Below are 19,718 nucleotides of genomic sequence, written 5' to 3' on the forward strand. Positions count from 1 at the left end.
TTTTAAAGGTTATTTTTGTCCGTATTTTTCCAGCAAAGCTTCCGCAATCGCAATTGTTTCTCTATCAGAAACACCACTCCATAATTTTGACCGGAAATGCATCTGAAACGCCATAATAATACGTTTCTGCTGCGCCAAAGAAATATTATCCGGGACATCGTAACCGTATCGGGAGAGTAAATTAAGCAGCGTGGCACTGTCCGCAGGCTCATAAGGAGGCTGTCCGTTCAGATAAAACGCGACCCGGTCGGGATCGGGCCAGGCACCAATGCCCTGCTGCGCCAGCGCCTGCCACGGGAACAGCGGCCCCGGATCGTCTTTGCGCTGAGGCGCGATATCCGCGTGGGCCACCACGTTCTGTGGCTTGATGTCATAGCGCTGGATAATGTCCTTCGCCAGCGGGATCAGGGCGGCAATCTGCGCCGGTTCAAACGGCGCGAAGCGTTTCTCATCGCCGCGCTTTTGCCAGCCGCGGTTTTCCAGCTCAATCCCAATCGAGGTGTCATTAATACGGGTGGCGCCGCGCCAGTAGCTCACCCCGGCATGCCACGCCAGATCGCGCTCCGGCACCAGCTGCCAGATCCGCGGCTTGCCGTTGTGCTGCGGCGGGATCGCCGGGATCAAATAGTGGGAGCTGACGTTTTTATCGGTCAGGGTGGCGAGAGAGCTGTCAAAGTCGTCGGCGGTATAGTGGATCACCAGCACCTTGATACGCGGGTAGGCCGCCTGGGCCTGCCGTCGGGTATCCAACTCATAGGCACCTTTATCCACGACGCCTTTTTCTGTCGCACAGCCTGCCAGCAGCAGCGCCAGCAGGAGAGGCGCAAGCGCGTGCTTCATCGGCGCGTTTTCACTGCCGTACCGCTGACGCTGACCATCAACATGCTGGCGTCTTTGCCGACGGTTTCGTAGTCGATATCGATCCCCACGACGGCATCCGCGCCCAGGGCCTTCGCCTGCTCCCCCAGTTCTTTAAAGGCGATGTCACGAGCTTTACGCAGCTCTTTTTCATACGCGCCAGAGCGGCCGCCGACGATATCGCGGATACCGGCAAAAAAGTCGCGGAAGATATTGGCGCCGAGAATGGCTTCGCCGGTCACCACGCCGCAGTATTCGCTGATCGGCTGCCCTTCCAGAGTGGGGGTGGTAGAAAATTGCATCTTCGTCTCCTTGTTGCGCGTTAAGTGCAGGACCCGGCCCATCAGGCGTTTATTGTTGAAGGCAGTTTGGACACGGACAGCGCGGAACAACCGGAGCGTACACGTAGTACGTGAGGATTGTGAGCACTGGCAAGGTCCAAAATGGCGAATAAAATAGCCTGATGGGCCGGGTCTAAGCGTATAAGAACAAAACCATTATCTCTTCGTTACGCTATCATTTAAAGGTTAGTTAATTATTGCAGCCTCATAAGGAAATCAACATGCGCTATTCTGCTTTGACGCTTTTAGTGCCTTGCGCGCTGCTGCTCAGCGCCTGCACCACCCCGGTCACCCCGGCTTTTAAGGATATCGGTACCCGCAGCGGCAGCTGCATTACTGGCGGCCCGGATGCTGTGGCCCAACAATTCTATGATTACCGCATTTCGCACCGCAGCAATGACTTCACCGCGCTGCGCCCGTATCTGAGCGATGACCTGGCGATGCTTCTCAGTAATGCCAGCCGCGATCCGCAGCATCAAAACCTGCTGAAAGACGATCCTTTCTCCAGCCGCAACATTGCGCCGCAAAAAGCTGAAGTCTCCAGCGCATCCACCATTCCTAATACCGATGCGCGCAACATTCCGCTGCGGGTGAAACTGACGCAGGGCAGCGAGACCTGGCAGGATGAAGTGCTGATGATCCGCGAGGGTCAGTGCTGGGCAGTTGACGACGTGCGCTACCTCGGCGGCACTGTCCACGCCCCGGCAGGCACCCTGCGCCAGTCCATTGAAAAACGTTAAACAGTCACGCTTAACCGCCCGTCAAGCAGGGAAAACCCCGTAAAATGTCTGGCATTTCGTGAGGAATGCCGACATTTATACTCGCCGCCCAGACCTTCCGCTATTTTGTGCTATGTTTAGGTATAGATTCGGTTTATATTTAACTTTTAACGCAGAAATATTGCATAACTATTCTGCCGACGGTACTATTTGCGGCCTCAATTGCTATAGATTGCCTGGATGAGTAAAGACTGCCCCGATGAGTATTCAACTAAACGGCATTAACTGCTTCTACGGCGCACACCAGGCGCTGTTCGACATCACACTGAATTGTCCTGAGGGCGAAACGCTGGTGCTGTTAGGCCCAAGCGGGGCGGGTAAAAGCTCGCTGCTTCGCGTCCTCAATCTGCTTGAAATGCCGCGCTCCGGTACGCTGGATATCGCCGGTAATCACTTTAATTTTGCCAAAGCGCCGTCTGAAAAAGCGATCCGCGATCTGCGTCAGAACGTCGGGATGGTCTTTCAGCAATACAATCTTTGGCCGCACCTGACCGTGCAGCAGAACCTGATCGAAGCCCCGTGCCGCGTGCTTGGCCTCTCCAAAGAGCAGGCGCTGGCGCGTGCTGAGAAGCTGCTGGAACGTCTGCGCCTGAAGCCCTACAGCGATCGTTATCCGCTGCACCTCTCTGGCGGTCAGCAGCAGCGTGTGGCCATTGCCCGCGCGCTGATGATGGAGCCTGCGGTGCTGCTGTTTGATGAACCGACCGCCGCGCTGGACCCGGAAATCACTGCCCAGATCGTTAGCATTATTCGCGAGCTGGCGGAAACCAATATTACTCAGGTGATCGTGACGCACGAAGTGGAAGTGGCGCGTAAAACCGCCAGTCGTGTTGTCTATATGGAAAACGGTCATATTGTTGAGCAAGGGGATGCGAGCTGCTTTGCCCAGCCGCAGACCGACGCGTTCAGAAATTATCTGTCTCACTAATCGAATCGAGAGAACGACAATGAAAAAAATAGTGATTGCCGCCCTGCTTGCCAGCGTTAGCCTCTCTGCCACCGCTGCCGAAACCATTCGTTTCGCCACCGAAGCCTCCTACCCTCCGTTTGAATCAATGGATGCGAACAACAAGATTGTGGGCTTCGATGTGGATCTGGCTAACGCCCTGTGTAAAGAGATCGACGCCACATGTACTTTCTCGAATCAGTCTTTTGACAGCCTCATCCCAAGCCTGAAATTCCGCCGTATTGATGCGGTCATGGCCGGTATGGATATCACGCCAGAGCGTGAAAAGCAGGTTCTGTTCAGCACCCCGTATTACGAGAACTCTGCCCTGTTCATCGGTCAGAAAGGCAAATATGCCTCTATTGATGCGCTGAAAGGCAAGAAAGTGGGCGTGCAGAACGGCACCACCCATCAGAAATTCATTATGGATAAGCACCCGGAAATCACTACCGTGCCTTACGACAGCTACCAGAACGCCCGTCTGGATCTGCAGAATGGCCGTATTGATGCCGTCTTTGGCGATAACGCGGTGGTCACCGAATGGCTGAAGGCCAACGACAAGCTGGCTGCGGTTGGCGATAAAGTGACGGATAAAGATTACTTCGGCACCGGTCTGGGTATTGCTGTGCGCCAGGGCAACACCGCGCTGCAGCAGAAATTCAACACCGCGCTGGAAAAAGTGAAGAAAGATGGCACGTACGATTCCATCTATAAAAAATGGTTCCAGAAGTAAGATCTGATGAACGAAATTTTTCCATTAGCAAGCGCCGCCGGGATGACCGTCGGCCTTGCCGTTTGTGCGCTGATTATCGGCCTGGTGCTGGCGATGATCTTTGCCGTGTGGGAGTCGGCTAAGTGGCGACCTGTCGCCTGGACCGGCTCTGCTCTGGTGACCCTTCTTCGTGGCCTGCCGGAAATTCTGGTGGTCCTGTTTATCTATTTCGGCTCCTCGCAGCTGCTGCTGATGCTGTCGGACGGCTTTACGCTCAATCTGGGCGTGGTGCAGATCCCGATTCAGATGCAGATCGAAAACTTCGATGTCAGCCCGTTCCTGTGCGGCGTGATCGCCCTCTCCCTGCTCTATTCCGCCTATGCTTCGCAGACTCTGCGCGGCGCACTGAAAGCGGTGCCGGTAGGCCAGTGGGAGTCCGGCCAGGCGCTGGGGCTGTCGAAAACGGCGATCTTCTTCCGTCTGGTGATGCCGCAGATGTGGCGTCATGCCCTGCCGGGGCTTGGCAATCAGTGGCTGGTGCTGCTGAAAGATACCGCGCTGGTGAGCTTAATCAGCGTTAACGACCTGATGCTGCAAACCAAAAGCATCGCCACCCGTACCCAGGAGCCGTTTACCTGGTACATCGTGGCGGCGGCCATCTACCTGGTGATCACGTTGCTCAGTCAGTACATTCTCAAGCGTATTGACCTGCGTGCGACGCGTTTTGAACGGAGACCAGGCTGATGCTGGATTACTTACCCGAACTGATGAAAGGGCTGCACACCAGCCTGACGTTGACCGTCGCCTCGATTATCGTGGCGCTGGTGCTGGCGTTGATTTTCACCATCATCCTGACGCTGAAAACGCCGGTACTGGTGTGGATTGTCCGCGGCTATATCACGCTGTTTACCGGCACACCGCTGCTGGTGCAGATCTTCCTGATTTACTACGGCCCGGGCCAGTTCCCGACGCTACAGGAATATCCGGTGCTGTGGCATCTGCTCTCCGAGCCGTGGCTGTGCGCCCTGCTGGCCCTGTCGCTGAACAGCGCCGCCTATACCACCCAACTGTTCTACGGGGCCATTCGCGCCATCCCGGACGGGCAGTGGCAGTCGTGCGGTGCGCTGGGGATGAGCAAGAAAGATACGCTGGCGATCCTGCTGCCGTACGCCTTCAAGCGCGCCCTCTCTTCGTACTCTAACGAAGTGGTGCTGGTGTTCAAAAGTACCTCGCTGGCTTACACCATCACCCTGATGGAGGTGATGGGTCACGGACAATTGCTGTACGGACGCACCTACGATGTGATGGTGTTTGGTGCCGCCGGATTGATCTACCTGGTGGTCAACGGCCTGCTGACGCTGCTGATGCGTTTAGTTGAGCGTAAAGCGCTGGCCTTCGAACGCCGCAACTAAGACTGCATACATTGTGATTACTCTAGGCGGGCAAGTCTAACGACCACCCGCCTTTTTTTATGAATCAAGTAATAGTTAATCATTTTTATTGCATACAAATTCATTAAATGGCATTGTAACTCCCAGCCGCAGACACGGCGCATAATGACAAGATTGACAGACGGGAGCTTCACAATGAAAAAGTTAGTTCTGGCCGCTTTACTGGCAACCTTCGCCGCAGGCGCTTCTGCCGCCGATAAAATCAACTTCGGTGTTTCTGCTACCTATCCACCGTTCGAGTCACTGGATGCCAGCAACCAGATCGTCGGGTTTGATATCGACCTGGCAAAAGCGCTGTGTACCCAAATGCAGGCGGAGTGCACCTTTACTAACCACGCCTTTGACAGCCTGATCCCGTCCCTGAAATTCAAAAAATATGACGCGGTGATCTCGGGCATGGATATCACCCCGGAGCGTAGCAAGCAGGTTGCCTTTACTGACCCGTACTACGCCAACTCCGCAGTAGTGATCGCCAAAAAAGGCCAGTACACCTCCTTTGAGCAGCTGAAAGGCAAGCGCATTGGCATGGAAAACGGCACCACGCACCAGAAATACCTCCAGGATAAGCACCCGGAAGTGAAAACCGTGGCGTACGACAGCTACCAGAATGCGATTATCGACCTGAAAAATGGCCGTATCGATGGCGTGTTTGGCGACACGGCGGTGGTGAACGAGTGGCTGAAAACCAACCCACAGCTGGGCACCGCAACGGATAAAGTGACCGACCCGCAGTACTTCGGCACCGGTCTGGGCATTGCCGTACGCCCGGATAACAAAGCCCTGGTAGAGAAACTGAACGGCGCTCTGAAAGCCATTAAAGCAGACGGCACGTATCAGAAAATCAGCGACCAGTGGTTCCCGCAGTAAGATTTTTTGCCCGCAGGCGGCTACGTCTTACCCGGCTGGTTTGAGATTTGCATGCCGGGTAAGCGTCAGCGCTACCCGGCATGGCTCATAGCGGCACAAAGAAGCGAAAACAGGCTCCGTGCGCCGCCTCCATCAGCTTGATCCCGCCGCCGTGCAGCTCCAGCATCCTTTTGACAATCAACAGCCCCAGCCCACCGCGATTATCCCGCGATGCCTGCTGACTCAGCGCTGAAGGCCGCATGAACAGCTGATCCCGGAGATGTTCATCGACGCCCGGCCCGCTGTCATTCACCTCCACCTGCAATTGCTCCCCCTCCAGCCACACCTTCAGCCCAATTTCGCCGCCTGGCGGCGTATGACGAATGGCGTTATCCAGCAGGTTGGTCACCACCCGCTCGATCATCGACAGATCGGCGTTGATCATCGGCAACTGGCGCGGCACGTCGATATGCAGCCGGAGCTGACGGGTCTCCACCGCCAGGTCAAACTTTTGCGCCACGTCGGAGATCAGCTCCCCGATGGCAAAGCGCTCCCGCTGCGGCTTGATGCTGCCATGCTCAAGACGCGCCAGCTCAAACAGCTGCTGGGACAGATGACGCACTTTATGCCCCTGACGCAGGGCAATAGCGAGATAGTGCTGCGTCTCCTGCGCCGAAAGCGTGCCGGATTTGAGGGACAGCGTTTCCAGATACCCCAGCAGCGAGGTCAGCGGCGTGCGCAGATCGTGGGAAATATTGGCGATAAACTCCCGGCGCTGCCGGTCGCTGTCGGCCAGCTGATCCCACTGGCTGGCAATCTGCTGCGCCAGCTCGATAAAGGTGTTACGCAGCAGGGCAACCTCGTCAGACGGGGCGGCCTGCGGGGGCTGGGCGGCCAGCTGCTTGATAACGTGCATACTTTCCCGATCGAGGCCACTCACCTCGTCGGTTAACTGCTTCACCGGCCGGGTGACCCAGTACCAGACCAGCCCCCCCGCCAGCGCACCGAAAAGGGCCACCAGCAGCAGCGACCAGAGCACGGTGCTCCAGAGCGTTTTTTGCCACGCCTGCTCCGCCAGTGCGTTCAGCTCTTCTCCCTGCAAGATGATATACAGATAGCCGCGCAGTACGCCGTCCTGATGCAGCGGCACGGCACTGAAGATCTTCTCGCCCGTCAGGGTGCGCGGGTCGTCCCCGTAGACCGGCATCATCCCGCCGCTGAGAAACTGCTGAACCGGCGCAACGGCGAGCTTCTGCCGTTTGATATGCCCCGGCGGGGCGGCATCCGCGAGGATCTGTCCGTCCGGGGAGAGAATGTAGAGTTCCACACTGGGGTTAAAGGTCATCAGCCGATCGAACAGCGGCTTGAGCCGGGTGCGATCGACCTGCCCCTGGGCATCCAGCAGTGTTTCGCGCTGGGCGATGTGCTGCGCCAGCCCGCCGGACAAACGCTGCACCATGGCGTTACCGTACTGCATGCTGGTCCAGAGCTGCACCGCGCAGGCCACCGCCGCACAGCCCGTCAGCAAGAGGATAAACAGCAGGGTCAGGCGGCGCGTCATTCTGCCTCCCGGGCAAACCGGTAGCCTTTACCCCACACGGTGCGGATCACCTCCGGCTCGGCGGCATCTTTTTCAATTTTGACCCGCAGGCGGTTGATGTGGGTGTTGACGGTGTGTTCGTAGCCTTCGTGCTGGTAGCCCCACACCTGTTCGAGCAGGGCCAGCCGGGAGAAGACCTCCCCGGGATGACGGGCGAAAAAGTAGAGTAAATCGAACTCACGCGGCGTGAGATCCACCACCTCGCCGTGCAGCTGGACGCTGCGGGCCAGCGGGTCGATGGTCAGGCCGTGGGCGGTGATAAGCCCGGATGTCTGCTGGCCCATCGCCTGCTGACGGCGGAACAGCGCCCGGATCCGCGCCACCAGCTCCTGCACCGAGAAAGGTTTGGCGAGGTAATCATCGGCCCCGGTTTCAAGGCCCAGAATGCGCTCGGTTTCGCTGCTGCGGGCGCTGATGATAATCACCGGCAGGTAGTGGTCGCGCTGGCGGATCGCCCGGCAGAGGGTCAGTCCGTCAACGTTGGGCAGCATCAGGTCGAGGATCACCGCATCCCAGTGGGTTTGCCCGAGCAGGTGCAGCGCCTTTTCCCCGTCTGCCTCGTGGGTGATCACATAACCTTCATCTTCTAAATTGAGGCGCAGTAACGCGGCGATATCGCCATCGTCCTCCACCAGCAGGATCTGCTTCATCGGTCAGCCTTATTCAATCTTAACAGGTAAAGCTTACCCGATTTCCGGGGCGGGAAACGTTCACATTTTGTTTAACATTGTACGGAGGTGCCCTCGCCTCGGCGCTCTCCCGCAGGGAGAGCGCAAGCGCAGCGTCGCCGGGCAGTGGCTCAGTGCTTAATTAACAGCGTCAATACTTCGTAGTGCGCGGTGTGGGGGAACATATCGAACAGCTGAACGCGCGCAACGCGATAGCCCGGCAGGGCATGGAGATCTTTCGCCATCGTCTGCGCATTGCAGCTGGAGTAGATAATAAACTGTGGGGCCATCTGGCTCAGGTAGTCGCACAGCGCCTGGCCGATGCCGCGCCGGGGCGGGTTAACCAGCACCAGATCCGGCACGTTGTCCTGGCCGGTGGCAAACTGCGTTGAATCGAGCGCCTGAAAATGCAAATTGGTTAACCCCAGCTCGGTGGCTGACTGCGTGGCGCAGGCGATCGCCTCGGCAGAGATTTCAATCCCGGTCAGCTTCATCTGCGGCGTGGCGCAGTGCAGGCCAAAGCCGCCGACGCCGCAGAACAGATCCCACATATGGTTGACCGGCAGCTGACGCACCCAGTCGCGCGCGGTGGCATAGAGCTGGCTGGCAACGGTTGGGTTGGTCTGGAAGAAGCTCTTCGGGCGGATCCACAGCGGCACGTCGTTGAAGCGTTCTGCCAGCGCCTGGGCGTCGGTGAGGAAGATCTCTTCGTCCCCTTCCATGATCGCCATATGCACCGGCTGAATGTTCGCGGTAATCACCGTCAGCTGCGGTAACTGCTGTTGCAGCCACGGCAGGGCCGCACGCAGTTGGGGCAGCTTAGCCTCCGAGCGCAGCACGAAACGCAGCATCATCCCGCCATCACGCTGGCTTTCTGTCAGCAGAATATACTTCAGCTCGCCGCGCTTGCGTTCCACGTTGTAGGGGGTCAGACCCGCGCGGGCAATAAAGGGTTTCAGGGCGGCAAAGACCGGGGCGAACGAGGCGGGATAGAGCGGGCAGTCGGTGAGATCGACAGGCGTGCCATCCCGGTGCAACATGCCAAGCAGCGGTTTCTCGACGCTGCCGCTGACCACCATTTTGGCTTTATTGCGAAATGCCTGTTCCGGCCCGCTGACGGGCGCGCACCACTCAGCCACCGACAGGCCAGACAGTAAAGTCTGCAGGTTGGCCATTTTGGCGGAAAGTTGAGAAGAGACCGGCTGTTCTATCCACTGACAGGAGCGACAGCGACCGGCGTCATAGAGTGCGCACTGCATAACGAAACCTTAATACGTCTGGGGGCAGCGATTATACACGTTATTGCAGACGGAAAAACCGTCGGCTGGCCGCCGGAACAAACAGCAGGCCGAGCACCAGCAGGTCGGGCAGCTTTTGCATCACCAGGGTGTGGAAGATCTCGCGTTTTGACTCGCCGGGGATGCTGAACAGTTCAGGATAACCGTAGCCCAGCGACGCGGCCCACAGATAGCCGGTAGCCACCACCTGGGTCAGAAGGTAGATAAGTCGCGCCCAGTTACGCCCTTTTACCAGCGAAAAAGCGCAGTAAATTTCGATAAACACCAGCATCAGGCTGGCGAAAAAGACCAGCGTCAGGTTCCATGTCTGGACACTGCGGTGAATGAACTCCCCCATGCCGCGCACGCCCAAGGTATTGAAAATCATGAATACATCAAGGCAGCGGATCATAATAATGGCGAGCGCCGCCACCTGCACCAGAGCAGGAACATTCAGACGGGCATGTGACTGACTTGTTTTACTGAAAAATCCCAACGTGATGTCTTCCATGAAACGATGCCGCGATAACGCGGCATCTCATTTACGCCTGTGCAGATTTTAGGAGCTTCAGCCGCGTCTTGCACGTTGGATATCGCGCTGGCGCTGTTTTTCAGAACGCGCCATCAGATACCAGGCAATCAGCCCGATAATGCCCACCACGCCGAGAATGATCGTTGCCAGGGCGTTGATCTCCGGGTTAACCCCCATGCGCACGCTGGAGAAGACCAGCATCGGCAGCGTGGTCGCTCCCGGGCCAGAGACGAAACTGGCGATCACCAGGTCGTCCAGCGACAGGGTAAAGGCCAGCAGCCAGCCGGAGACCACCGCCGGCATAATCATCGGCAGGGTGATGATAAAGAACACCTTCAGCGGCGTGGCACCCAGATCCATCGCCGCCTCTTCAATGGAGTGATCCAGCTCGCGCAGGCGCGAGGAGATCACCACTGCAACATAGGCGGTACAGAAGGTGACGTGGGCCAGCCAGATGGTCAACATGCCGCGATCCGACGGCCAGCCGATGGCGTGACCCATGGCGACAAACAGCAGCAGCAGTGACAGGCCGGTGATCACGTCGGGCATGACCAACGGAGCGGTGATCATAAAGGCAAAACCGTTGGCCCCGCGAAAGCGACCAAAGCGCACCATGACCACGGCGGCGATGGTGCCGAGGATCACCGCCATCGTTGCCGCACAGGCGGCAATGGTCAGGCTTAACCCCACGGCGCTGATCATCGCCTGGTCGTGGAACAGCTCGCCGTACCAGCGCGTGGACCAGCCCGCCCACACCGTCACCAGCTTCGAGCTGTTGAAGGAGTAGATCACCAGCATCAGCATCGGTGCATACAGGAACGTAAAGCCGAGCACCAGGATCAGGATCCGCCACGGAGAGCGCACTACCGGTAAGTTGTTCATCCATGATCTCCCATCTGTTTCTGCTGGTACTTGTGGAACCACATGATCGGCACGATCAGCAGGAGCAGCATCACGATCGCCACCGCCGAGGCCACCGGCCAGTCGCGGTTGTTAAAGAACTCCTGCCACAGCACGCGGCCAATCATAATGCTGTCCGGGCCGCCGAGCAGTTCCGGGATCACGAACTCCCCCACCGCCGGGATAAACACCAGCATCGATCCGGCGATAATCCCGCCTTTGGTCAGCGGCACAATCACGGTGAAGAAGGTTTTCAGCGGGCGGGCGCCGAGATCAAGCGCTGCTTCCACCAGCGAATAGTCGATGCGCGTTAGGGCGGTGTAGATCGGCAGCACCATAAAGGGCAGATAGGCGTACACGATGCCGATATAGACCGCCAGGTTGGTGTGCAGAATCGTCAGCGGCTGATCGATAACCCCCAGCCACAGCAGAAAGTTGTTCAGCACGCCGTTGTTTTTCAGGATCCCCATCCAGGCATAAACGCGGATCAGGAACGAGGTCCAGGAAGGTAAAATCACCAGCAGCAGCAGGATATTTCGCGTCGAGGGCTTGCTGTGCGCCACTGCCCAGGCCAGCGGGTAGGCCAGCAGAAGACAGCAAATCGTCGAGATGCCCGCCACCTGCAACGACTGTAAATAGGCCTCGAAATAGAGCGGATCGTCGGTCAGTTGCAGGAAGTTGCCCAGGTTGAGCATGATCGACAGCTGACTGTCCCCCCACTCCACCAGGTCGCTGTAGGGCGGGATCGCCCGCGCCATCTCTGCCAGGCTGATTTTAAACACAATCAGGAACGGCAGCAGGAACAGCAGGATCAGCCACACATAAGGGAGGGCGATCACCAGTTTGCGGCCGTGGGCCATCTGCATCCGTGTCAGCCAGCTGGTATCAATGCCCGCCGCTACGCGGGTCTCAGGTTCAGGTTTGCTCATCGCCGTTCCTTATACCGTCAGTACAACGCAGCTGTCTGCTTCCCAGCACAGACGCACTTCGTCGCCCCAGGTCGGCAGCCCCTTGCGGTAGCGCCAGGTGTTCTGCAGCTGGGCGCTGATCATCTGGCCGCTCTTCAGCCGGACGTGATAGATGGAGAGATCGCCGAGATAGGCAATATGTACCACCTCTCCCACCGCAAAGTTGTAACCGTCGGCCGGGGGCGCATCGCACAGGGTGATTTTTTCCGGGCGCAGCGCCACGTATACCGGCACGTTGTCCACCACCGAGTTGTCGGCGGCAACCTTCAGCGGGTGAATAAGCCCCGGCGAGTCGATCACCAGGCCGTCCTCTTCCCGCGCTTTCAGCAGTCCTTCAAACACGTTGATTGAGCCGATAAATTCGGCGCTGTAGCGGGTGGTCGGATGCTCGTAGATCTCTTCCGGCTCCCCTATCTGCACAAACTTGCCGCGGTTCATGATCGCGATGCGTCCGGCCATGGTCATGGCCTCTTCCTGGTCGTGGGTGACCATCACGCAGGTCACGCCCACGCGCTCCAGAATATCCACCACTTCCAGCTGCATACGGTCGCGCAGTTTTTTATCCAGCGCCCCCATCGGCTCATCTAACAGCAGCAGTTTGGGACGTTTCGCCAGGCTGCGGGCCAGGGCCACACGCTGACGTTGCCCGCCCGAGAGCTGATGCGGCTTGCGCTTTGCAAACTCCTGCATGTGCACCAGGCTCAGCATTTCGGCCACGCGGGTGGCGATCTCGGCTTTCGGCATTTTGTCCTGCTTCAGGCCAAAGGCGATGTTCTGCTCCACGGTCATGTGCGGGAAGAGTGCGTAGGACTGAAACATCATATTGATGGGACGCTGATACGGCGGCACGTGGGAAAGGTCGACGCCATCAAGCATAATCTGCCCGGCGCTGGGCTGTTCAAACCCGGCCAGCATACGCAGCAACGTCGATTTCCCGCAGCCGGATGGGCCAAGCAGGGCAAAAATTTCGCCTTTATAAATGGTCAGGCTGGCATCATCCACGGCATTCTGACCATCAAAGGATTTGGTCAGGTTGCGGATTTCCAGCAGCGGGGTCAGCGCTTTACGGGTTTTCGCCTGCGGGCGGGGGATCGCGTCGTTCACGGGGTGCTCTCCGGCATCAATCAAACTGGTGCAAACGCACCATCAGGGTGCGTATCGCCGGGCACGCGCTTGCGCTGCCCGGCGTACATCACATCGTTATTTACCGCTTTTCACTTTCGTCCACGCACGGGTACGCACGCGGTCGATTTTCGGCTCCTGAACGCTCAGGGTGAACATTTTGGCGCGCACGTCAGCCGGTGGATAGATCCCCGGGTTATCACGCACTTCGGCGCTGACAAGGCTGGTGGCCTCTTTGTTGCCGTTGGCATAGAAGACGTGGTCAGAGATGTGGGCGATAACATCCGGGCGCAGCAGATAGTTCAGGAACTGATAGGCTTCGTCTTTGTTTTTCGCATCGGCAGGCATCGCAAAGACGTCAAAGAAGGCCATCGCCCCCTCTTTCGGGATTGAATAGGCGATATTCACACCGTTTTTGGCTTCTTTGGCGCGGTTAGCCGCCTGCAGAACATCCCCTGCCCAGCCGATGGCTACGCAGATGTCGCCGTTCGCCAGATCGTTAATGTACTGAGACGAGTGGAAATAACGGATATTTGGACGCAGCTTCAGCAGCAGGTCTGTTGCCGGGCCGGTGTAGTCATCCGCTTTGGTGCTGTTCGGATCTTTGCCGAGGTAATTCAGGACGGTGGCAAACACCTCTTCCGGGGCATCGAGGAACGACACGCCGCAGCTTTTCAGCTTCTCGAGGTTCTCTGGCTTCAGCACCAGATCCCAGCTATTTACCGGGGCATCGGCACCCAACACCTGTTTCACTTTGTCGACGTTATAGCCGATGCCCGTGGTGGCCCACATATACGGCATCGCGTATTTGTTTTCCGGGTCGTGTTTGGCGATAAGCTTCAGCAGCTCGGGATCGAGGTTTTTCCACTCCGGCAGTTTGCTTTTGTCCAGCGGCTGGAACACGCCAGCAGAGAGCTGACGCTCAAGGAAGCTGGCTGACGGCACCACCAGGTCGAAGCCGGTGCTGCCCGCCATCAGTTTGCCTTCCAGTACTTCGTTGGAGTCGAAGACGTCGTAAACGACTTTAATCCCGGTCTCTTTTTCGAAATTCGCCACCGTGTCCGGGGCAATATAATCAGACCAGTTATAGATATGCAGCGTTTTTTGTTCTGCAGCAAGCGTGCCGGCAGAGACCGCCATCAGAGCACCTGCAACCAGACCCGATAACCATTTTTTATGTAAAGCGATCATAGCGTTAATCCTTCTGAAAGCGCGTTAACAAACGCGCCAAAAATGAACACTCTTAACCTATGCAAGAAACGTGCATAATTTATCACTCTGCATGCAGCAGAAGATGTTACTCAGGTGGCGGTATCTGCTCGCATTTAACAGCATCGCAAGAATAAACTGTAGCTTGTCTCCGTAGCTATAGCTCAGATTAAAAAACGCCTTTTAACAATTTTTTATGCAGGAAGTGTCTATGTGATAAGCCGATTTGCCGGGATGGCGGTGAATAATTCTTTAAAGGAAGGTTAAATCCAGCAGAAACGAGGGTGTTATGCAGCCGCCACGACAGCGACTGCCTAAAAGTCAGACAGCTTTAGTGCAGAAAATTGCCCGCAGATTCAGGCTGCTCAGCGCCCTCTTCGGCGTTGTAGAGCAGTTGATGGGCGCTGGCTTCAAGCATCACCATGGAGATCTGCTCTTCGCTCTGCTGGATGAATGCCGCGAACTGCGGGAAAGTCAGCCCGACGGTGGCGTTGAAAGACTGGCAAACCACCAGCTTTGGCAGATTATCATCCTGTATATCGAGAAATGCTTTCACCGTCAAAGAACTGGCATTGATGGCAGATAAATCCGATGCTAAGGCCAGTAACGCCGAGGGTTTGACCTCTGCCAGCGCGGAAAAAAGAATGACGTCATTAATCAGATCGAGCTTGGCATCAAACACACCGTCAAAGTTTTGCATATGCGGCAGGTGCAGCGCCTGGCAGGTGTCGCATTCAAAAAAGCTGACGCCCATGTTGTCGAGCCAGTGACGCAAAGTATCAAGTGTCGGTACAACGAGTGAATCCATAACGGTGGAACCCCTTAAAAAAATAGTGCCTGTGCCAGGCGACGTGTGCGTGGCAGGTCAGTTATCCGCCCGTTTTCAGGCAAAACTCCGGCGTGGCCTGACGCTCTATCCAGCCGATCATCTTCCCGGCTATGTCAATCCCGGTGGTTTTCTCAATGCCTTCCAGCCCCGGTGAGGCATTCACTTCCATCACCAGCGGCCCGCGATCGGCACGTAAGATATCGACCCCGGCAACATCCAGCCCCAGCGTCTGCGCGGCCAGCAGTGCAATCTCCCGCTCGCGCGCGGTGATCTCTACCACCCGGGCAACACCGCCCCGGTGCAGGTTGGAGCGAAAATCGCCCTCTTTGGCCTGGCGCTCAATGGCCGCGACCACTTCATCCCCCACCACCAGACAGCGAATGTCGCGCCCTTTGGCCTCCTGAATGTACTCCTGCACCAGAATATGCGCGTTCAGGCCGCGAAAGGCATCAATCACGCTCTCTGCCGCCTGGCGGGTTTCGGCCAGCACCACGCCAATCCCCTGGGTGCCTTCTACCAGCTTGACCACCAGCGGCGCACCGCCCACCATCTCGATCAGATCGCTGGTGTCATCGGGCGAATGGGCAATACCGGTGATCGGCAGGTCGATCCCCTGACGGGCCAGCAGCTGCAGGGAGCGAAGTTTGTCGCGCGCCCGGGTAATGGCCACGGATTCATTCAGCGGATAACTGCCGAGCAGTTCAAACTGGCGCAGCGCGGCGGTGCCATAAAAGGTGATTGCCGAGCCAATGCGCGGGATAACCGCGTCGAAATGCGGCAGTTGACGCCCTTTATAGTGAATGGAGGATGCCGCCGGACTGATATTCATATAGCAGGACAGCGGATCGAGGATTTCTACATGATGGCCACGCTGCTCTGCCGCTTCACGCAGGCGTTTACAGGAAAAGAGCGTTCCATCCCGGGACAATATGGCAATTTTCACCCTGCACCTCTCAGACATAATCCGGTAAAAGCCTGCGTATCATACACGCAGGCAGGCGCAGGATGAATGGACTTATCGTGTAGCCCAGCCCTGTTTATGCAAATAATCGAGAATAAACGGACGGTTTTCCTTGATGATGGTGCGGCGGATATGGTCGCTCCAGGTATCACGGCGGTTATTGGTCGCGCGGCTGAGATAGTAGTTCGCCAGCTCCTCGTCGTACTGCGCCAGCACCTCTTTATCGACCGGCTGGTAGTGGTTTTCATGCACCACCATCGCCGCTGGCAGGCGCGGCTTGACGTCCGGGTTATCCGCAGGCCAGCCAAGGCACAGGCCAAACAGCGGCAGAACGTGCTTCGGCAGCTGCAGCAATTCGGTCACGGCCTCAATACTGTTGCGGATACCACCAATGTAAACGCCACCCAACCCCAGCGACTCTGCCGCCGTCATCGCGTTCTGCGCCAGCATCGCGGTATCCACCACGCCGAGCAGCAGTTGTTCTGCCAGGCCAAGCTGCGCCTCAGGACATATTTGCAGATGGCGGTTGAAGTCGGCGCAGAACACCCAGAACTCCGCCGCCTCGGCAACGTGCTTTTGCCCGCCGGTGAGGGTCACCAGCTGTTCACGCATCGCCGGGTCGGTGATGCGGATAATGGAGCTGCACTGCAGGAAGCTGGAGCTGGAGGTGCCTTGCGCACCGGCAATAATGGCCTCGCGCTGCGCATCGGTGATAGGTTCCTGGGTAAAATGGCGGATGGAGCGGTGGGAACGTAACAGATCAATTACTGGCGTCATCTTGTCTCTCTTTACGGCGTTACTGACATTTCGCCAGTATAGGCAAAGAAAATGAGACTGTAATTGGCCAAACATAGCCTGAAGGTATCAATGTAACAGGCAGAACCTGCTTTCCATTACCGATAGTTATCGGCAATATAGTGTCATTCGCCGTCTGGCTTAGTTTCAGGAGAGAGAAAATGTTTGCAGTAATTTTTGGACGTCCGGGTTGCCCTTACTGTGTGCGCGCAAAAGATCTGGCAGAAAAACTGACCGCTGAGCGTGAAGATTTTAACTACCGCTACGTGGACATTCACGCAGAAGGTATCTCTAAAGCCGATCTGGAACAGACCGTGGGTAAGCCGGTTGAAACTGTTCCGCAGATCTTCCTCGACCAGACTCACATCGGCGGCTTTACCGATTTTGAAGCCTATGCCAAAGAGCACCTGGGCCTGTTCGCTGCCCAGTAAGCCTTTCACGCCCTCACTCTGAGGGCGTTTTTACTCTCACGCGGCGGTTCTTCAGCGCCCGGCGCACAAACAGAAAGAACAACGCCCCTAACGCACACCAGAAAACGCCGCTCAGCAGCCAGGCCAGTTCCTGCAGGATGCTGCGTGACGAGATAAAGATCATCCGCATCACCACCAGACAGACCGGCGCGGCGAGTATCGCCCCCATCAGCGGCCTGATCACCTCTCCACCACGGGAGAAGAAGCCAGCAGCGATACCGGGTAAGATGAAGAAAAGTAGCCCCAGACCAGGATACCCCGAAGAAATAAACGCCCCCCTCACCTGGTACATCAGACAGATGCAAACTGCGGTAAACAGTAAAAAGCAGCAAGCCACGCCAAACCAGTTACGTTTAATATTCAATCTATCCCCCTGCCATTGCGGGCAAATACTTTTTCGTCCGATGGACGCCAATTAGTTGAGTCACCCGGCCTTCCTTGCCAAAATCACCGGGTCTTAACGTCACTGCTATCATTGGGTGATATCTGTTAAAAATTCACTAATAGTTTGATATTACTTTGTGGGATATATTATGATATGCGATCAGGAGTGTCTTAACTCCTGTTATTACAGCGCAAACAGTAGCCTAAATATCCCACCCCTTCAACCACTTACTGGTAAACGAAAAGTTATCCTCCGTGAACATAAACGTCGCAGAATTGTTAAATGGGAATTACATCCTGTTATTATTTGTGGTACTGGCTTTAGGTCTTTGCCTGGGGAAATTACGTCTCGGGTCGATCCAACTCGGTAATTCTATTGGCGTTTTAGTCGTTTCATTATTATTAGGCCAGCAGCATTTCAGTATTAACACCGATGCCCTGAATCTGGGCTTTATGCTGTTTATTTTTTGTGTCGGCGTCGAAGCTGGTCCCAACTTTTTTTCTATTTTCTTCCGCGACGGTAAAAATTACCTGATGCTGGCGCTGGTGATGGTTGGCAGTGCCCTGTTAATCGCGCTGGGTTTAGGCAAGCTTTTTGGCTGGGATATTGGCCTGACGGCGGGCATGCTGGCCGGGTCGATGACCTCCACGCCGGTGCTGGTCGGTGCCGGGGATACGCTGCGCCATCTTGGGCTGGATAACGCCCAGCTGTCACTGGCGCTGGATCACCTGAGCCTTGGCTATGCCCTGACCTATCTGATCGGTCTGGTGAGCCTGATTGTGGGCGCGCGCTATTTACCGAAATTGCAGCATCAGGATCTGCAGACCAGCGCCCAGCAAATCGCCCGCGAGCGCGGTCTGGACACTGACATCAAACGCAAAGTTTATCTTCCGGTGATCCGCGCCTACCGTGTCGGCCCGGAGCTGGTGGCCTGGGCTGACGGTAAAAATCTTCGCGAGCTGGGCATTTATCGCCAGACGGGCTGCTATATCGAACGTATTCGCCGTAACGGCATTCTGGCCAACCCGGACGGTGATGCGGTGTTGCAGATGGGCGATGACATCGCGCTGGTGGGTTACCCGGATGCGCACGCCCGTCTCGATCCGAGCTTCCGCAACGGCAAAGAGGTGTTCGACCGCGACCTGCTCGACATGCGCATCGTCACCGAAGAGATTGTGGTCAAAAACCACAATGCCGTTGGCCGCCGTCTGGCACAGCTCAAGCTGACCGACCACGGTTGCTTCCTCAACCGGGTGATCCGCAGCCAGATTGAGATGCCAATCGATGACAACATCGTGCTGAACAAGGGCGATGTGTTGCAGGTGAGCGGCGACACGCGCCGCGTGAAAACCGTCGCTGACCGCATCGGCTTTATCTCCATTCACAGCCAGGTGACCGATCTGCTGGCGTTCTGCGCCTTCTTTATCGTTGGCCTGATGATTGGGATGATCACCTTCCAGTTCAGCAACTTTAGCTTCGGCATTGGTAACGCGGCGGGCCTGCTGTTCGCCGGGATCATGCTCGGCTTCCTGCGAGCCAACCACCCCACCTTCGGCTATATCCCTCAGGGCGCGCTGAACATGGTGAAAGAGTTTGGCCTGATGGTGTTTATGGCGGGCGTCGGTTTAAGCGCGGGCAGCGGCATTGGACACAGCCTGGGCGCGGTGGGCTGGCAGATGCTGGTGGCCGGGTTGATCGTCAGCCTGGTACCGGTGGTGATCTGTTTCCTGTTTGGCGCCTACGTGCTGCGCATGAACCGCGCCATGCTGTTTGGCGCGATGATGGGGGCGCGTACCTGTGCCCCTGCGATGGAAATTATCAGCGATACCGCGCGCAGCAACATCCCGGCGCTGGGCTATGCCGGTACCTATGCCATCGCTAACGTGCTGTTAACCCTGGCGGGGACCTTGATTATCATCATCTGGCCGGGGCTGGGGTAAGGGAGAAATTTGCGCAACGGCGAAAAAATTTCGCTAAGTGCAGAACTTTTCTGTCAGATGTCAGTCATAACTATTGCCACTGCTTTTCTTTGATGTCCCCAATTTGTGGAGCCCATCAACCCCGCCGTT

Annotated in this window: 22 protein-coding genes; 8 read left to right on the forward strand and 14 right to left on the reverse strand. The window is 56.8% G+C overall.

Annotated elements, in window-relative coordinates:
• Positions 1–9: 9 nt before the first annotated feature.
• Both C3F35_RS04225 and C3F35_RS04230 read right to left on the reverse strand, forming a co-directional pair.
• The gene (locus C3F35_RS04225) at positions 10–840 is read right to left on the reverse strand and encodes an N-acetylmuramoyl-L-alanine amidase (protein WP_032617292.1); all 831 of its coding nucleotides are present in this window, start codon (positions 838–840) and stop codon (positions 10–12) included.
• Positions 837–1,160 (reverse strand): heavy metal-binding domain-containing protein, encoded by a 324-nt coding sequence (locus tag C3F35_RS04230; RefSeq protein ID WP_032617291.1) that lies wholly within the window; start codon positions 1,158–1,160, stop codon positions 837–839. Before C3F35_RS04230 ends, C3F35_RS04225 begins: the two co-directional genes overlap by 4 nt.
• Positions 1,161–1,420: 260 nt before the next feature.
• Here C3F35_RS04230 and C3F35_RS04240 point away from each other — a divergent pair, with 260 nt between their 5' ends.
• The 6 genes from C3F35_RS04240 to artJ all read left to right on the forward strand — a co-directional run bounded on the left by C3F35_RS04240 (position 1,421) and on the right by artJ (position 5,954).
• On the forward strand, positions 1,421–1,939 hold the full coding sequence (locus tag C3F35_RS04240; protein WP_032617290.1) for a lipoprotein: 519 nt from the start codon (positions 1,421–1,423) through the stop codon (positions 1,937–1,939).
• Positions 1,940–2,177: 238 nt separating this feature from the next.
• The gene (artP, locus tag C3F35_RS04245; RefSeq protein ID WP_059308406.1) at positions 2,178–2,906 is read left to right on the forward strand and encodes an arginine ABC transporter ATP-binding protein ArtP; all 729 of its coding nucleotides are present in this window, start codon (positions 2,178–2,180) and stop codon (positions 2,904–2,906) included.
• 19 nt (positions 2,907–2,925) lie between these two features.
• Positions 2,926–3,657, forward strand: coding sequence for an arginine ABC transporter substrate-binding protein ArtI (gene artI, locus C3F35_RS04250; protein ID WP_032617288.1), 732 nt, complete (start codon positions 2,926–2,928; stop codon positions 3,655–3,657).
• Between the two features lie 6 nt (positions 3,658–3,663).
• Positions 3,664–4,380: an arginine ABC transporter permease ArtQ gene (artQ, locus tag C3F35_RS04255; RefSeq protein ID WP_032617286.1), complete on the forward strand. Its 717-nt coding sequence runs from the start codon at positions 3,664–3,666 to the stop codon at positions 4,378–4,380.
• Positions 4,380–5,048, forward strand: a complete 669-nt coding sequence (gene artM, locus C3F35_RS04260) for an arginine ABC transporter permease ArtM (RefSeq protein ID WP_032617284.1) — start codon at positions 4,380–4,382, stop codon at positions 5,046–5,048. Before artQ ends, artM begins: the two co-directional genes overlap by 1 nt.
• Positions 5,049–5,222: 174 nt before the next feature.
• On the forward strand, positions 5,223–5,954 hold the full coding sequence (gene artJ, locus C3F35_RS04265) for an arginine ABC transporter substrate-binding protein ArtJ (protein ID WP_032617283.1): 732 nt from the start codon (positions 5,223–5,225) through the stop codon (positions 5,952–5,954).
• A gap of 85 nt (positions 5,955–6,039) precedes the next feature.
• Here the strand turns inward: artJ and C3F35_RS04270 are convergent, their stop codons facing one another.
• The 11 genes from C3F35_RS04270 to nfsA all read right to left on the reverse strand — a co-directional run bounded on the left by C3F35_RS04270 (position 6,040) and on the right by nfsA (position 16,776).
• Positions 6,040–7,494 carry a sensor histidine kinase gene (locus C3F35_RS04270; protein WP_103791978.1) on the reverse strand — a complete coding sequence of 485 codons (1,455 nt, stop codon included), beginning with the start codon at positions 7,492–7,494 and terminating at the stop codon, positions 6,040–6,042.
• Positions 7,491–8,183 (reverse strand): response regulator transcription factor, encoded by a 693-nt coding sequence (locus C3F35_RS04275; RefSeq protein ID WP_032617280.1) that lies wholly within the window; start codon positions 8,181–8,183, stop codon positions 7,491–7,493. The genes C3F35_RS04270 and C3F35_RS04275 overlap by 4 nt, the downstream gene beginning before the upstream one ends.
• Positions 8,184–8,332: 149 nt before the next feature.
• Positions 8,333–9,460, reverse strand: a complete 1,128-nt coding sequence (gene rlmC / locus C3F35_RS04280; RefSeq protein WP_103791977.1) for a 23S rRNA (uracil(747)-C(5))-methyltransferase RlmC — start codon at positions 9,458–9,460, stop codon at positions 8,333–8,335.
• A 40-nt stretch (positions 9,461–9,500) separates the two neighbouring features.
• Positions 9,501–9,989 (reverse strand): YbjO family protein, encoded by a 489-nt coding sequence (locus C3F35_RS04285; RefSeq protein WP_032617278.1) that lies wholly within the window; start codon positions 9,987–9,989, stop codon positions 9,501–9,503.
• A gap of 57 nt (positions 9,990–10,046) precedes the next feature.
• Positions 10,047–10,892 carry a putrescine ABC transporter permease PotI gene (gene potI, locus C3F35_RS04290; RefSeq protein ID WP_032617277.1) on the reverse strand — a complete coding sequence of 282 codons (846 nt, stop codon included), beginning with the start codon at positions 10,890–10,892 and terminating at the stop codon, positions 10,047–10,049.
• A complete protein-coding gene (gene potH / locus C3F35_RS04295) occupies positions 10,889–11,839 on the reverse strand; it encodes a putrescine ABC transporter permease PotH (protein WP_103791976.1) in 951 nt (316 codons plus the stop codon). Before potH ends, potI begins: the two co-directional genes overlap by 4 nt.
• Positions 11,840–11,848: 9 nt before the next feature.
• A complete protein-coding gene (gene potG, locus C3F35_RS04300; RefSeq protein WP_032617274.1) occupies positions 11,849–12,982 on the reverse strand; it encodes a putrescine ABC transporter ATP-binding subunit PotG in 1,134 nt (377 codons plus the stop codon).
• A 96-nt stretch (positions 12,983–13,078) separates the two neighbouring features.
• Positions 13,079–14,191, reverse strand: coding sequence for a spermidine/putrescine ABC transporter substrate-binding protein PotF (gene potF, locus C3F35_RS04305; protein ID WP_059308409.1), 1,113 nt, complete (start codon positions 14,189–14,191; stop codon positions 13,079–13,081).
• 349 nt (positions 14,192–14,540) lie between these two features.
• Positions 14,541–15,017: a YbjN domain-containing protein gene (locus C3F35_RS04310; RefSeq protein ID WP_032617271.1), complete on the reverse strand. Its 477-nt coding sequence runs from the start codon at positions 15,015–15,017 to the stop codon at positions 14,541–14,543.
• Between the two features lie 61 nt (positions 15,018–15,078).
• A complete protein-coding gene (gene rimK / locus C3F35_RS04315; protein WP_032617270.1) occupies positions 15,079–15,981 on the reverse strand; it encodes a 30S ribosomal protein S6--L-glutamate ligase in 903 nt (300 codons plus the stop codon).
• Between the two features lie 72 nt (positions 15,982–16,053).
• The gene (gene nfsA, locus C3F35_RS04320) at positions 16,054–16,776 is read right to left on the reverse strand and encodes an oxygen-insensitive NADPH nitroreductase (RefSeq protein WP_103791975.1); all 723 of its coding nucleotides are present in this window, start codon (positions 16,774–16,776) and stop codon (positions 16,054–16,056) included.
• 179 nt (positions 16,777–16,955) lie between these two features.
• On the opposite strand from nfsA, the gene C3F35_RS04325 reads away from it, so the two are divergent.
• Positions 16,956–17,225 (forward strand): GrxA family glutaredoxin, encoded by a 270-nt coding sequence (locus tag C3F35_RS04325; protein ID WP_032617267.1) that lies wholly within the window; start codon positions 16,956–16,958, stop codon positions 17,223–17,225.
• A gap of 13 nt (positions 17,226–17,238) precedes the next feature.
• Here C3F35_RS04325 and C3F35_RS04330 read toward each other — a convergent pair whose 3' ends face one another.
• Positions 17,239–17,628, reverse strand: a complete 390-nt coding sequence (locus C3F35_RS04330; protein ID WP_077227474.1) for an inner membrane protein YbjM — start codon at positions 17,626–17,628, stop codon at positions 17,239–17,241.
• A 275-nt stretch (positions 17,629–17,903) separates the two neighbouring features.
• Between C3F35_RS04330 and C3F35_RS04335 the strand changes: the two genes are divergently transcribed.
• Positions 17,904–19,589, forward strand: a complete 1,686-nt coding sequence (locus C3F35_RS04335; RefSeq protein WP_059308411.1) for an aspartate:alanine antiporter — start codon at positions 17,904–17,906, stop codon at positions 19,587–19,589.
• The last annotated feature ends 129 nt before the right edge of the window (positions 19,590–19,718 follow it).

The organism is Leclercia sp. LSNIH3 (genome assembly GCF_002935105.1).
Taxonomy (GTDB): domain Bacteria; phylum Pseudomonadota; class Gammaproteobacteria; order Enterobacterales; family Enterobacteriaceae; genus Enterobacter; species Enterobacter adecarboxylatus.